Source organism: Klebsiella sp. A-Nf5 (assembly GCF_002810545.1).
Lineage (GTDB): Bacteria > Pseudomonadota > Gammaproteobacteria > Enterobacterales > Enterobacteriaceae > Klebsiella > Klebsiella variicola.
This window is the reverse complement of the sequence record NZ_PIOG01000131.1, coordinates 1-13,700: the sequence shown is the minus strand read 5'-3', so window position 1 is coordinate 13,700 and position 13,700 is coordinate 1. Positions and strand designations below refer to the sequence as shown.

Genomic DNA, 13,700 nt, shown 5'->3' with positions numbered 1-13,700 from the left:
AAGGCCTGTGTGGCGTTGATTTCGCACACGACATTAAAGACTATGAAATTATCTACACTCTTAGCGGCAGCCTTCGCCCTCGTAGGCTTTTGCAATACAGCGTCTGCTGTCACCTATCCTTTGCCGACCGACGGCAGCCGTTTGGTTGGTCAGAATCAGGTCATCACCATTCCTGATGATAACAAGCAGCCGCTGGAATACTTTGCGGCGAAATATCAGATGGGGCTGTCCAACATGCTGGAAGCCAACCCGGGGGTGGACACCTATCTGCCAAAAGGCGGTAGCGTCCTGAACATCCCGCAGCAGTTGATTCTGCCGGACACCGTCCACGAAGGCATCGTGATTAACAGCGCCGAGATGCGTCTGTACTACTATCCGAAAGGCACCAATACCGTGATCGTCCTGCCGATCGGTATCGGCCAGTTAGGTAAAGATACGCCGATTAACTGGACCACCAAAGTCGAACGCAAGAAAGCCGGCCCGACATGGACGCCGACCGCCAAGATGCATGCCGAATACATCGCTGCCGGCAACCCGCTGCCAGCCGTCGTACCGGCCGGTCCGGATAACCCGATGGGCCTGTACGCGTTGTATATCGGCCGTCTGTACGCCATCCACGGCACCAACGCGAACTTTGGTATTGGCCTGCGCGTGAGCCACGGCTGCGTGCGTCTGCGCAACGATGACATCAAGTTCCTGTTTGATAACGTGCCGGTCGGCACCCGCGTACAATTTATCGATGAGCCGGTAAAAGCGACCACCGAGCCGGACGGCAGCCGTTACATTGAGGTTCACAACCCGCTGTCGACCACCGAAGCGCAGTTCCAGGGCGGCGAAATCGTGCCAATCACCCTGACTCAGCCGGTACAGGCGATCACCGGCCAGTCTGATGTCGATCAGAACGTGGTTGAGCAGGCTATCCAGAACCGCTCCGGTATGCCGGTGCGTCTGAACTAAGTTCTGTATGGCAAGAAAAACGGCGGGCCTGATGCCCGCCGTTTTTTTATCTGTATTTTCCCGGGCTACCAGACCTGACAACACCCTGGCCCTGCTTAGCGCTGCGCAAACAGGCCCCCCGGTCTAGCCGTTATTCACCAGAATAATCCCGCCGTGATCGTAGCGATAGTGGCAGTGGGCATACTCCAGCGGCGTACCGTCTTCGAGGTAGATAACCTGCTCAACCTCCAGCACCGGGTCGGTGGCGTCGCAGTGAAGATGTAATTTATCCAGTTCATCGGGCTTCATCGCCCGCACTACGCGGTAAGATCCCATCAGCTTCAGCCCCAGCGTCTCCTGCACATAGCGAAACACCGAGCTTTCCAGATGGCTTTTATTGAGCCCTGGCACCAGTCCCACCGGCATAACTGTCAGATCCAGCGACACCGGCTCACCGTTGAGCAGCCGCAGACGGACAAAGTCATACACCGGGGCATCGGCGTCAATCAGCAGCGAACTCTGCTCTTTGTCGCTGGGAAAACGCACCTCAAAGCGCACCACTTCGCTTTGTACCTCGCCAAGATGCTCCCAGGTTTTGGTGGCGCCAAAATAGTCGCTGCCGGACAGTTCCCACTGCGACAGCTGGAGAAAATTTTTCCGCACAAAGGTGCCCTGCCCTTTGCGAGTATAGATAAGCCCTTCGACGATTAACTGACGCATCGCCTGTTGAATCGTCATCCGGCTGGTGTTGAACTCCGCCGCCAGCGCAAACTGGTCGGGTAGCGGCGCGCTGGCAGGATACTGCTGGCTGATGATGCGTTTTTTTATTTCCCGCGCAATTTGCAGATACTTCGCCGTCATTCCCGGTCCTTTTACATTCTGTGCGTGACTGGCGGGCAGCATACTTGACCTGACCGCCAGGACACCGTTACATCGCTTCGCCGTTGCTGTGGATCACCTGCTTCAGCCACGCATAGCTCTTCTTCGGCACCCGCCGTAGATCCTTGAGGTCATGGTTCTCACGATTGACGTACACCACGCCGTAGCGCTTACGCATATCGCCCTGTGAGCTAAGAATATCGATTAATCCCCAGCCGAGATAGCCGATCACCTGCGCGCCGTCCTCAAACATCGCCGCTTTCATGGCGTTAATATGGTCGCGATGGTAGGCGATGCGGTAATCATCGGCAACCGGATGTTCACCGTCCCAGGATTCGATCACCCCGATGCCGTTTTCAATCGGGAACACCGGTAGCCGCCAGTCATTGTAATAACGGGTGATGATCATGCGAAATCCCAGCGGATCGATCTGCCAGTTCCATTCCGTCGCTTTCAGGTACGGGTTATCCTGATTACCGAATAGCATGTAATTGTTGACCGCCGTTCCCGGCGGGATCGCGTCGCTATTGAGCGAGCGGCTCGCGTAATAGCTGAACGCCAGATAATCCACCTTCACCATTGCCATCAGCGCCATATCTTCGGCGCGATAAATATCGTCAAAGCCTTCGCGGGCGACAAAGTGCATCACCTCCGGGCTATAGCCCTCGCCCGCGTAGGCGCGCAGCAGGTTCTGGTTTAAAAACTCGTCCAGTTGCTGAGCGCAGAGAATATCGCGTGGTTTGCAGGTAGCCGGATAGACCAGCGCGTGAGCCAGCATTCCGCCCATCAGGCACTGCGGCTTCGTCTGATGCAGATAGTGGGTCAGATGGACATGCGCCATCATCACGTGGTGCTGGATCTGGTAGAGTTCGCGCAGCGTTTTATCGCCACGCAAATAGCCGGTGATCAGGAAGGCTTCCGGCGAATGGTAGAGGTTCTGTTCATTAAAGGTCAGCCAGTACTTCACCTTATCGCCGTAGCAGTCGATCATCTTCTGGCCATAGCGGATAAAGGCGTCCATGACCCGGCGGTCGGTAAAACCGTTGTAGCGCTCCGCCAGCGACAGCGGCATATCAAAGTGATACAGGCAGATCATCGGCTCTATGCCGCGGGCAATAAGCTCATCGATAAACTGATGGTAGAACGCGATCCCCTCTTCATTGAATTCGCCGTCCCCCTCCGGACACACCCGGCTCCAGGCGATCTGAAAGCGATAGCAGTTCATGCCCAGATCCTGCATCAGATCGAAATCTTCGCGGAAGCGATGATAGGAGTCAGTCGCCACCTTCCAGTCCGAGGCGAACTCCGACGGTTGACGAATATCGTAAACCGACCTCCCCTTTCCTCCCTCATTCCACGCCCCTTCGGTCTGCATGCTGGAGACCGAATTGCCCCATAAAAAATCGGCCGGTAATGTGTCTTTCATGGTTCGCCTCTGTATATGACTAGTCATTTTAAATTCATGACTAGTCATATACAAAAAAACCACCGCGGAAGCAAAAGACGGATCGTTTTCTGTGAGCCAGACAAACAAAAAAGATCGCCGCAAGCGGCGATCTTTAGAGGTAAGTGGAAACGGCGTTACTGCGCGTCAAGCTGATGACGACGATATTCCCCCTGGCGCTCCAGCATCCAGCCCGGATATTCGCGCGGCAGGGCGCTGACCGCATCAAGCTGGCGCAACTCATCTTCGCTCAGGCGAATAGCGGTGGCAGCGATGTTATCCTGCAACTGTTCGGCCCGTTTAGCGCCGATAATCACGCTGGTCACCACCGGCTGATGCAGCAGCCATGCCAGGGCAATCTGCGCCACCGATACCCCTTTTGCTTCGGCTATCACCCGCATGACGTCAATGCAGTCAAATGCGCGCGCTTTATCCACCGGCGGAAAGTCGAACGCCAGGCGACGACCACCCGCTTCCGCCTCGCCGTCGCGGCGGTATTTCCCGCTCAACAGGCCGCCCGCCAGCGGGCTCCAGACCATCAGGCCGAGGCCTTCACTTTGCAGCATCGGCACCAGCTCGCGTTCCAGGTCACGCCCGGCGATAGTGTAGTAGGCCTGCAGAGAAGCAAACCGGGAGAGTCCAAGGCGTTCCGCTATGCCCAGCGCTTTGGCGATTTGCCAGGCCGCCCAGTTAGAAACACCGATGTAGCGCACATGGCCCTGCTGTACCAGGGTATCCAGGGCCGACAGCGTCTCTTCGATCGGCGTCGCCGGATCGAAGCCATGCAATTGATAGAGATCGATATGATCGAGCTGCAGGCGGCGCAGGCTCTCTTTCACACTGCCCATGATGTGGTACCGTGAGCTGCCGCGCGAGTTCACGCCAGCGGTGCCGGTTTCGCCAAACACTTTGGTCGCCACCACCACGTTTTCACGCGGGATTTTCAGGTTTTTCAGCGCCTGGCCGGTAATCTCTTCAGAGCGCCCTTCCGAGTAGACGTTGGCGGTATCGATAAAGTTGATCCCGGCGTCCAGCGCGCTGCCGACCAGTTGCTCGGCTTCGGCCTGGCGCAGCTGGCCGATTTTGCCCCACATCCCTTCTTCGCCGCCGAAGGTCATGGTGCCCAGGCACAGCTCAGAGACAAACAGACCGGTATTGCCCAGTTTTTGATATCGCATAGCACTCTCCTCAACAGGATGGTTAACGTCAGCGGTATAGTTATACCGCTGAGTCGAGGCGTGCGAATGGGGTGTTTCTGTCAGTTTCTTGCCCAATTCTGCAGAAATCAGGCGCAGAGTTTAAAGAGCCAATAGCCGCTGATGGCCGCCCACAGCAGCATAGGAATGGAGTAAAGATGGAAGCGCCACCAGATCCGCCGATCGCTGGCCATGCGCAGGGCGATGATATTGGCCAGCGATCCTGGCAGCAGACCAAAGCCGCCGACGTTAACCGCCCAGGCGAGCAGTATCGACGGCGGGACATAGTTGAGCAGCAGAATGGTCGAGGGCACATTACTGATCACCTGCGACAGGCCGATGGCGGTCAGCCACAGTCCGCCGCCGGAAAGCGTCCCGACGCCGCTCAGCACATGATGCAGCGCCGGAAGCTGGGTCAGCAGGTGGACGTCGATAAACATCACCATAAACACCAGCAGCAGCGACCAGTCCACATGGACGATCACCGCCCGGGCCAGTATCAGGAAGCCCAGCAGCACCAGCGCCAGCCCCCACAGCGCCTGATTCATCTCCAGCGCGGTCAGGAACACCAGATACAATCCCAGACAGCTCCAGACCAGCTTAGGCTGCCACGATGGCGCCTTATCGCTACTCTGGTAGCTGAGCCGGTTTGCCGGGAAACAGAACCAGCACAGCACCAGCAGAGTCAACATCATTGCCGCCGCCAGGGGTAGCATCTGGCCGATAAACCCGACGAAAGAGAGACCGGATCGTCCCCACAGCAAAATGTTCTGCGGGTTGCCGATCGGCGTCAGCAGCGACCCGGCGTTGACTGCCAGCGCTTCGAAGATAATCAGACGGTTAACCGGGATCGCGCACCACTTTTTCAGCGTCAGCGTCAGCGGCACCACAATAAACAAGGCGACATCGTTGGTCAGGAAGGTGGATAAGAGCGCCGCCGCCAGCACCATAAAGATGGCCAGCTGGCGCTCAGTCACGAAGCGGCGAGCCATTTTCCGTCCCAGCACGTCAAAGTAGCCGCTTAGTTCAATGCCCTTGGTCAACAGCATCAGGCCGCTGAGCGTGATGATGGTATGCCAGTCAATGGCCGCCGGCCAGCTTGCCGGGACAAACGGCACGATGGCGCTGAGCACGCAGGCGATAATCAGCAGCAGGTGTAAAAAACGGTCGCGCAGCAGCGACTGAACGAAGGGAAGAGTCATGCTTCCTGGGATCCCTGTTTCTGGGTAAATTTCAGGAACATCGCCAGCGTCTCTTCACTCACGTGATGCTCCATTCCCTCCGCATCGCGGCGGGCAATCTCCGGACTGACGCCAATGGCCAGCAGAAAGTTTTCCACAATCTGGTGGCGCTCGCGACTTTCCTGGGCCAGCTTTTCCCCTTCAGGGGTTAAGAAGATCCCGCGCCAGGGGATCTGTTCGATCAGACCCACGCTGGCCAGGCGTTTAAGCATTTTGGCGACCGTAGGCTGCGAAACGCCAAGACGCGCCGCCATATCCACCTGGCGCGCCTCCCCCACTTCGTTGATCAGATCGGAGATCAGCTCCACATAGTCATCGATCAGCTCGCGGCGATGCGCTTCCCGCACCTGACGGAACCCCTCAACGTGCTCTTCAACATTTACTAACTGCGTCACTTTTTTTGTTATTGGCTTACCTGCGCGACGGTTCATTGTGCTTCCTCATTCGTGTGACGCGTCAAGCATCATATAAAAAGATCCACATTGTAATGGATTGCGCCAAGAGCACAAAAAATTAACGTTTTAGCCATAGCTATAAAATATAGCCTGTGCTATATCTGTATGTAATGCAAACAGCCATCAAGGATTGACGGCGTGAACAGGCAGGAGGAGAGCAGATGAATGAATTCAAGAGGTGCTTAAACGTGTTTAGCCATTCACCCTTTAAAGTACGACTAATGCTGATCGGTATGCTGTGCGAGATGATTAACGGTAAACCGCAGCAGGACAAGCCTAATTCCTAAGGCGGCGTCGCGGTACGCCGCTTCATTTTTCTGTCATCTTCTGCCGCTAAAATGGCCGGTTCCCCCCGTTTCCCTGACCTTTTTTCAAGTTTTGTAAGCGCCCTCGCAAAACAATCTGTTATGTCTGGTTGACCTTACCATTTACAAGCCCTATCTTTGCACAGCCCTGCCACATTCGCGGCTCGCAGAGACCCTCTTCGCGCACTGTCCAGCAGGTTTTCCCCCTTGATGCCAGGGGATGCGCATGGCCTCTTTTTGATTGTTTACTATGAATGTCACCACCCTGAAAAATACGCTGGTCGCCCGCCGACTGGCACTGAACCCATGGACAGGATTCTACTTTTTACAGTCGCTATTAATTAACCTGGCGCTGGGCTATGAATTTAGCCTGCTCTATACCGTGGCATTTACCTGCGTGTTACATCTTTTGTGGCGTGCCTTTCCACGCGTCCAGAAAGGGGTGGTCGGTGCCTATTCGCTGCTGGCGGCGCTCTACTACCCCTTTGGCCAGGCCTACGGCGCCCCCAACTTCAATACGTTGCTGGCGCTTCACGCCACCAACGTGGAAGAATCCACGGAAATTCTGACCATCTTCCCATGGTACAACTATCTGCTGGCGGTCTTCATTTTCGCGCTGGGGATCATTGCGGTCCGCCGCAGGATCGTTGAGCCATCCCGCTGGGGAAAAATGGAGACCCTGGGCCTGCTGTTCAGCATCGGAATTTTCTTTCTGCAGCCGGTGCAGAATCTCGCCTGGGGCGGCGTGTTCAAGGTGATTGACACCGGTTATCCGGCCTTTCGTTTTGTGAAAGACGTGGTGGTGAATAATAACGAGGTGCTGGACGAGCAGGCGCGAATGGCGCAGCTGGCCGGCATGAAAGACAGCTGGCACGTGCTGGCGGTGAAGCCAAAGTACCATCTCTATGTGGTGGTGATTGGCGAAAGCGCCCGCCGCGACGCCCTCGGCGCCTTCGGTGGCCACTGGGACAACACGCCGTTTGCCAGCTCGGTAAACGGTTATCTGTTTAACAACTATGTCGCCGCCAGCGGCTCGACGCAGAAATCGCTCGGCCTGACGCTTAACCGGGTGGTCGACGGCAAACCGCAGTTTCAGGATAACTTTGTCACCCTCGCCAATCGCGCCGGTTTCCAGACCTGGTGGTTCTCCAACCAGGGGCAGATTGGCGAGTACGACACCGCTATCGCCAGCATCGCCAAACGTGCGGATGAAGTCCAGTTCCTGAAAAACGGCGATTTCGAGGCCAATAAAAATACTCAGGACGAGCAGTTATTAAAGCTGACCGAGCAGGTACTCTCTACGCAGCGCACCCAGCCGCAGCTGATCGTCCTGCATCTGATGGGTTCTCACCCGCAGGCCTGCGACCGGACCAAAGGCAAGTACACGGTTTTCGTCCAGTCGAAAGAGACCTCCTGTTATCTCTACAGCATGACGCAGACCGACTCGCTGCTGGCTAAGCTCTACAGCCAGTTGCAAAACTCCGGCGATACCTTTTCACTGACCTACTTTTCCGATCATGGTCTGGCGTTCAAGGAGCGGGGAAAAGAGGTGCAGTATCTGGCGCATGACGATAAGTTCCAGCAGAACTTCCAGGTGCCGTTTATGGTGCTGTCCAGCGATGACAACGCGCATAAAGTGATTAAAGCGCAGCGCTCAGCGAATGATTTCCTCAGTTTCTTCTCCCAGTGGACTGGGATCAAGGCGGCGGAAATCGTCCCGCGCTATCGTTTTATCTCTGAGCAAAAGGCCGGTCCGGTGTACATCACCAACTTCCAGCTGCAGAAGGTGGACTACGCCCACCTCGGCAGCGATGAGTTCACGGTCAACTAAGACGACTCGTTCAGCCCGGTCAACCGCCCGGGCTGGCCGGCAACAGGCAAAAAAAATCCGCCCCGTGAGGCGGATTTTTTATATCACCGGAGTGATTAGAAGCGGTAACCCACGCCAGCAATCCAGGTACCGACGTCAACGTTACGAATACGAGACTGCTCGTAGGAGAAGTCCAGGGCAACGTTTTCGATCGGGTTGAACTGCAGACCAGCACCGTAGGAGAAACCGTAGTCGCTCATATCGGATTTCTGGTTCGGGAAGTTGTTGTTCTGGAATTTACCGTAACCAACACCCACTACGCCGTAGATGCTTGCCCAGTCGTTCAGACGGTAAGCCGGACCTGCGGTGATGCCGTAGTACTGACCTTTGTTGTAAGTACCGTTGCTGGTGTTATCCTTTTCGGTGTAGGTGAAGGAACCGATAACGCCCAGTGGGTTGTTATCTTGCTCGTAACGGTATTTCAGGTTGAAACCGCCAGCTTTGTTCGCTTTACCCTGCATGTCGCTCTGCGCGTAACCGCCAGTTACGGTAGAAGTTGCAGCAAATGCAGTGGTACCTACGGATGCAGCCAGAACAACGGCCAGTGCTGAAAGACGTGCAATTTTATTCATAACCACCTCAAATGTGTTTCTAATAAGTCCTAAGCCTTAAATATATCAAAAACTTTTGGGAAACTCTTTGGAGTTTACATTGTCTAACATACTTTTTCATGTAACTAAAAGTTTCCATACTTCTATAACAATATGGAAAACAACAATTTTTGGCGTTAACGTACATCTTAACGCTCATTAAGAAATTCGCAAGCATCCAGATTAATCTTAATCACCTGGCGAATTTCTCAGCAATGTGCGCCATTCTACTGTTTTTGCCTCTGTTTTTTTCAACATTAGCTCAACCGTCAGCAGGTTATTCCAGTACACTGGCACTTTTACGACTTTTGACAAAACCTGACAGGAGAAAGGATGCCCGGTCCATCCCGAAAAGCGGCGGCATGGTTGCCGATTCTGGTGATTTTAATCGCCATGACCTCGATTCAGAGCGGCGCCTCGCTCGCCAAATCGCTGTTCCCGTTGGTTGGCGCCCCGGGGGTCACCGCCCTGCGCCTGGCGCTCGGGACGCTGATTCTGGTGATCGTGTTCAAGCCATGGCGGTTACGTTTCTCCCCGGCGCAGCGCGTGCCGCTGCTACTGTACGGCCTGGCGCTCGGCGCGATGAACTATCTCTTTTATTTATCCCTGCAGCGTATTCCGCTCGGCGTGGCGGTAGCCCTGGAGTTTACCGGCCCGCTGGCGGTGGCGCTGTTTGGTTCGCGCCGACCGCTGGATTTTGTCTGGGTGGCGCTGGCGATCCTCGGACTGTGGTATCTCCTGCCGCTGGGGCAGAACGTGGCGCAGGTCGATTTAACCGGCGCGCTCTTTGCCCTGGGCGCCGGCGCCTGCTGGGCGGTCTATATTCTGACCGGGCAGCGCGCCGGTGAAGAGCATGGGCCAGCCACGGTGGCGATGGGGTCGCTCATCGCCTCGCTGGTGTTTGTTCCGTTAGGCATGGCGCAGGCTACGGATACGCTGTGGCAATGGTCGCTGCTGCCGATGGGGCTGGGGATTGCTATTCTCTCAACCGCGCTGCCCTACTCTCTCGAAATGATGGCCTTGACGCGCCTGCCGACGCGCACCTTCGGCACACTGATGAGCCTCGAACCGGCGTTAGCCGCCCTTTCCGGTATGGTCTTCCTCGGCGAAACGTTGAAGCTCTCCCAGACTCTGGCGCTGGGCGCGATCATTATCGCCTCAATGGGCGCCACGCTGACCATGCAGCGACAAAGTAAAATCGAGCAAGTCGATATCAATTAACATTCTGTTACGCCGCCGGCCCGTGAGAAATCCGGGCCGTTCAGCTAAATATAACCCTATGATATTTAGCGTTTTTTAAAATAACCAACCACTTTGCGCTATCGAAGTGATATGGCCTGCCGATGCCTCACTCTTTGAAACCCTTGCTATACTTAGTCCCGAAGTTACCTGGGACAACGCTCCACATCATTCAGATTTGAAGTGTGACGAGCATCAATATCAAGAGGATATGAAACGATGAGTACCGCAAAACTGGTTAAATCAAAAGCATCTAATCTGGTCTATACCCGCAACGATGTCGCTGACAGCGAAAAGAAAGCGACCATTGAGCTGTTGAATCGCCAGGTGATCCAGTTCATTGACCTGTCACTTATCACCAAGCAGGCACACTGGAATATGCGCGGTGCGAACTTTATCGCCGTGCACGAAATGCTGGATGGCTTCCGTACCGCGCTAACCGAGCACCTGGATACCATGGCGGAGCGTGCCGTGCAGCTGGGCGGCGTCGCACTGGGCACCACTCAGGTCATTAACAGCAAAACGCCGCTGCAGAGCTACCCGCTCGATATCCATCACGTTCAGGATCACCTGAAAGCGCTGGCTGACCGCTATGCCGTCGTCGCTAACGACGTACGCAAGGCGATTGGTGAAGCCAAAGACGAGGATACCGCGGATATTTTCACCGCGGCCTCCCGCGATCTGGATAAATTCCTGTGGTTCATCGAAGCGAATATCGAGTAAGGCTTTGCCGCCGATCGCAACGCGGTCGGCGGCGCCTTTGCTTTTCCCTGCCCCACCTTTTTGTTTTCCGTTCTATCTGTTTTCCCTTCTTTGCTTTCATTGCCCGCTGACATTGCACCGTTTTAGGGCGCCAAATTGATGAAAATGCGCACAAAAGTAAAACAATTGTAATAATCACCTCACACAATCGTTACGTTGAGATTGTTTTCCCATCAGGGTTTGCGCTAAAAATGTGCTCGTTATTCAGCAACTCTATAACGCACCAAAGTGACGCCCCATCCTGGTGCAGTGAGTGCCTGTCATGATCGAAATTGTGCAACCGCTCGCGCTTCGTTTGTTGAAAAACAACAGCTTGTAAAAGTGGCACGATTTTTTCATTAGGCTAGTCGTTCTCGCAGGGGATCGTCCCGTGGATATAAAAGGAAATGCTATGAAGTCTGTATTTAAAGTTTCACTGGCTGCACTGACCCTGGCTTTTGCGGTTTCTTCCCATGCCGCCAATAAGACCCTGGTTGTCGCCACCGATACGGCGTTCGTCCCGTTCGAATTTAAGCAAGGCGATAAATATGTCGGGTTTGACGTTGACCTGTGGGCGGCTATCGCCAAAGAGCTGAAGCTCGACTACACCCTGAAGCCAATGGACTTCAGCGGCATTATCCCGGCGCTGCAAACTAAAAATATCGATCTGGCGCTGGCCGGGATCACCATCACCGACGAACGTAAAAAAGCGATCGACTTCTCCGACGGCTACTACAAAAGCGGCCTGCTGGTGATGGTCAACGCCAATAATAACGACATCAAAGATGTGAAAGATCTGAACGGTAAAGTGGTCGCGGTGAAGAGCGGTACCGGCTCCGTTGATTACGCGAAAGCCAATATCAAAACCAAAGATCTGCGTCAGTTCCCGAACATCGATAACGCCTATATGGAACTGGGTACCGGCCGCGCTGATGCCGTGCTGCACGATACGCCAAATATTCTGTACTTCATCAAAACCGCAGGCAACGGCAAGTTCAAAGCGGTAGGCGAATCACTGGAAGCGCAAAACTACGGTATCGCTTTCCCGAAAGGCAGCGACGAGCTGCGTGAGAAAGTGAACGGTGCGCTGAAAACGCTGCGCGAGAATGGTACCTACAACGAAATTTATAAAAAATGGTTCGGCACTGAACCAAAATAATAAGAACACACTTCGCCAGACGCAGCTCCGGCGACATCACAACGGTCTTCCGGCACAGACTCGGCGGGAGACCGTATTTTGGCGGAGGATTTCCTCTGCTCTCGACACGGTAACAGGAACGTATTATGCAGTTTGACTGGAGTGCCATCTGGCCTGCCATTCCGATTTTGCTGGAAGGCGCCAAAATGACGCTGTGGATTTCCGTCCTCGGCCTGGCCGGCGGCCTGATAATCGGTCTGGTGGCCGGTTTCGCCCGCTGCTTCGGCGGCTGGATCGCCAACCACATCGCACTGGTGTTTATTGAAATCATTCGCGGCACCCCGATTGTGGTGCAGGTCATGTTCATCTACTTTGCGCTGCCGATGGCCTTTAGCGACCTGCGCATCGACCCCTTCTCCGCAGCGGTAGTGACCATCATGATTAACTCGGGCGCCTATATCGCGGAAATTACCCGCGGCGCGGTGCTCTCCATTCATAAAGGCTTCCGCGAAGCGGGCCTGGCGCTGGGCCTGTCGCGTCGCGAAACCATTCGCCACGTGATCCTGCCGCTGGCGCTACGCCGCATGCTGCCGCCGCTGGGCAACCAGTGGATTATCAGCATCAAGGATACCTCGCTGTTCATCGTCATCGGCGTCGCCGAACTGACCCGTCAGGGACAGGAGATCATCGCGGGCAACTTCCGCGCCCTGGAAATCTGGAGCGCCGTAGCCGTGATCTACCTGATTATCACCCTGGTCCTGAGCTTTATTCTGCGTCGTCTTGAAAGAAGGATGAAAATCCTGTGATTGAATTTAAAAACGTCTCCAAGCACTTTGGCCCGACCCAGGTGCTGCACGATATCTCCCTGAAAATTAATCAGGGTGAAGTGGTGGTCATTATCGGCCCGTCCGGCTCCGGTAAATCAACGATGCTGCGCTGCATCAATAAACTGGAAGAGATCACCAGCGGCGATCTGATTGTCGATGGCCTGAAGGTCAACGACCCGAAGGTGGACGAACGTCTGATTCGTCAGGAAGCCGGGATGGTATTTCAGCAGTTTTATCTGTTCCCGCACCTGACGGCGCTGGAGAACGTCATGTTTGGTCCGCTGCGGGTGCGCGGCGCCAGCAAGCAGGCGGCAGAGAAGCAGGCGAAAGATCTGCTGGCGAAAGTCGGCCTGGCCGAGCGCGCGCATCACTATCCGTCTGAACTCTCCGGCGGCCAGCAGCAGCGTGTGGCCATTGCCCGCGCGCTGGCGGTGAAGCCAAAGATGATGCTGTTTGATGAACCGACCTCCGCGCTCGACCCGGAACTGCGCCATGAAGTGCTCAAGGTGATGCAGGATCTGGCTGAAGAGGGGATGACGATGGTGATCGTAACCCACGAAATCGGCTTTGCCGAAAAAGTGGCTTCGCGATTGATCTTTATCGACAAAGGACGCATTGCTGAAGACGGCAACCCGCAGGAGCTGGTGAAGAACCCGCCAAGCCCGCGCCTGCGCGAATTCCTGCAGCACGTCGCCTGACCCGCAACGGCTCTCTTCCTCCGCGGAGAGAGCCGCTTTTCCAGATTCCTCTTCCCTCCCCTTCCGCCATCGGCTTCTATACTTACCCGTTTACGTTGCAACGGAGGTGCCCATGCCGTGGATCCTGCTTTTGCTCGCTGC

At 55.2% G+C, this 13,700-nt stretch carries 14 protein-coding genes; 8 read left to right on the top strand and 6 right to left on the bottom strand.

The features are described 5' to 3' along the window. The first annotated feature begins 42 nt into the window (after nucleotides 1–42). Entirely contained in the window at nucleotides 43–957 is a 915-nt protein-coding gene (gene ldtB / locus CWM53_RS12725) for a L,D-transpeptidase (protein ID WP_061155240.1), read from the top strand. Nucleotides 958–1,080: 123 nt separating this feature from the next. Here the strand turns inward: ldtB and CWM53_RS12720 are convergent, their stop codons facing one another. The 5 genes from CWM53_RS12720 to mntR form a co-directional block, all read right to left on the bottom strand. Further along, entirely contained in the window at nucleotides 1,081–1,797 is a 717-nt protein-coding gene (locus tag CWM53_RS12720) for a GntR family transcriptional regulator (RefSeq protein ID WP_100729809.1), read from the bottom strand. Nucleotides 1,798–1,864: 67 nt separating this feature from the next. Then, nucleotides 1,865–3,241 (bottom strand): glycoside hydrolase family 1 protein, encoded by a 1,377-nt coding sequence (locus CWM53_RS12715; RefSeq protein WP_100729810.1) that lies wholly within the window; start codon nucleotides 3,239–3,241, stop codon nucleotides 1,865–1,867. Nucleotides 3,242–3,396: 155 nt separating this feature from the next. Then, nucleotides 3,397–4,437: an aldo/keto reductase gene (locus CWM53_RS12710; protein ID WP_074386466.1), complete on the bottom strand. Its 1,041-nt coding sequence runs from the start codon at nucleotides 4,435–4,437 to the stop codon at nucleotides 3,397–3,399. Between the two features lie 107 nt (nucleotides 4,438–4,544). Further along, entirely contained in the window at nucleotides 4,545–5,657 is a 1,113-nt protein-coding gene (locus CWM53_RS12705; RefSeq protein WP_061155244.1) for an anion transporter, read from the bottom strand. Then, on the bottom strand, nucleotides 5,654–6,127 hold the full coding sequence (mntR, locus tag CWM53_RS12700) for a manganese-binding transcriptional regulator MntR (protein WP_008805779.1): 474 nt from the start codon (nucleotides 6,125–6,127) through the stop codon (nucleotides 5,654–5,656). Before mntR ends, CWM53_RS12705 begins: the two co-directional genes overlap by 4 nt. Before the next feature lie 185 nt (nucleotides 6,128–6,312). Here mntR and mntS point away from each other — a divergent pair, with 185 nt between their 5' ends. Together mntS and CWM53_RS12690 are read left to right on the top strand one after the other, a co-directional pair. Further along, nucleotides 6,313–6,438 (top strand): manganase accumulation protein MntS, encoded by a 126-nt coding sequence (gene mntS, locus CWM53_RS12695; protein ID WP_074386468.1) that lies wholly within the window; start codon nucleotides 6,313–6,315, stop codon nucleotides 6,436–6,438. A 268-nt stretch (nucleotides 6,439–6,706) separates the two neighbouring features. After that, the gene (locus CWM53_RS12690) at nucleotides 6,707–8,287 is read left to right on the top strand and encodes a phosphoethanolamine transferase (protein WP_100729811.1); all 1,581 of its coding nucleotides are present in this window, start codon (nucleotides 6,707–6,709) and stop codon (nucleotides 8,285–8,287) included. A gap of 95 nt (nucleotides 8,288–8,382) precedes the next feature. Here the strand turns inward: CWM53_RS12690 and ompX are convergent, their stop codons facing one another. Beyond that, entirely contained in the window at nucleotides 8,383–8,898 is a 516-nt protein-coding gene (gene ompX, locus CWM53_RS12685) for an outer membrane protein OmpX (RefSeq protein WP_008805777.1), read from the bottom strand. Nucleotides 8,899–9,249: 351 nt separating this feature from the next. On the opposite strand from ompX, the gene rhtA reads away from it, so the two are divergent. The 5 genes from rhtA to glnQ all read left to right on the top strand — a co-directional run bounded on the left by rhtA (nucleotide 9,250) and on the right by glnQ (nucleotide 13,559). After that, nucleotides 9,250–10,137, top strand: coding sequence for a threonine/homoserine exporter RhtA (gene rhtA / locus CWM53_RS12680; protein WP_032729736.1), 888 nt, complete (start codon nucleotides 9,250–9,252; stop codon nucleotides 10,135–10,137). A 237-nt stretch (nucleotides 10,138–10,374) separates the two neighbouring features. Beyond that, entirely contained in the window at nucleotides 10,375–10,878 is a 504-nt protein-coding gene (dps, locus tag CWM53_RS12675) for a DNA starvation/stationary phase protection protein Dps (protein ID WP_004886200.1), read from the top strand. Nucleotides 10,879–11,308: 430 nt separating this feature from the next. Next, a complete protein-coding gene (glnH, locus tag CWM53_RS12670; RefSeq protein WP_004886198.1) occupies nucleotides 11,309–12,055 on the top strand; it encodes a glutamine ABC transporter substrate-binding protein GlnH in 747 nt (248 codons plus the stop codon). A gap of 125 nt (nucleotides 12,056–12,180) precedes the next feature. Continuing rightward, complete coding sequence (glnP, locus tag CWM53_RS12665) at nucleotides 12,181–12,840, top strand: glutamine ABC transporter permease GlnP (protein ID WP_002895837.1); 660 nt, start codon at nucleotides 12,181–12,183, stop codon at nucleotides 12,838–12,840. Further along, a complete protein-coding gene (glnQ, locus tag CWM53_RS12660; RefSeq protein WP_008805775.1) occupies nucleotides 12,837–13,559 on the top strand; it encodes a glutamine ABC transporter ATP-binding protein GlnQ in 723 nt (240 codons plus the stop codon). Before glnP ends, glnQ begins: the two co-directional genes overlap by 4 nt. The last annotated feature ends 141 nt before the right edge of the window (nucleotides 13,560–13,700 follow it).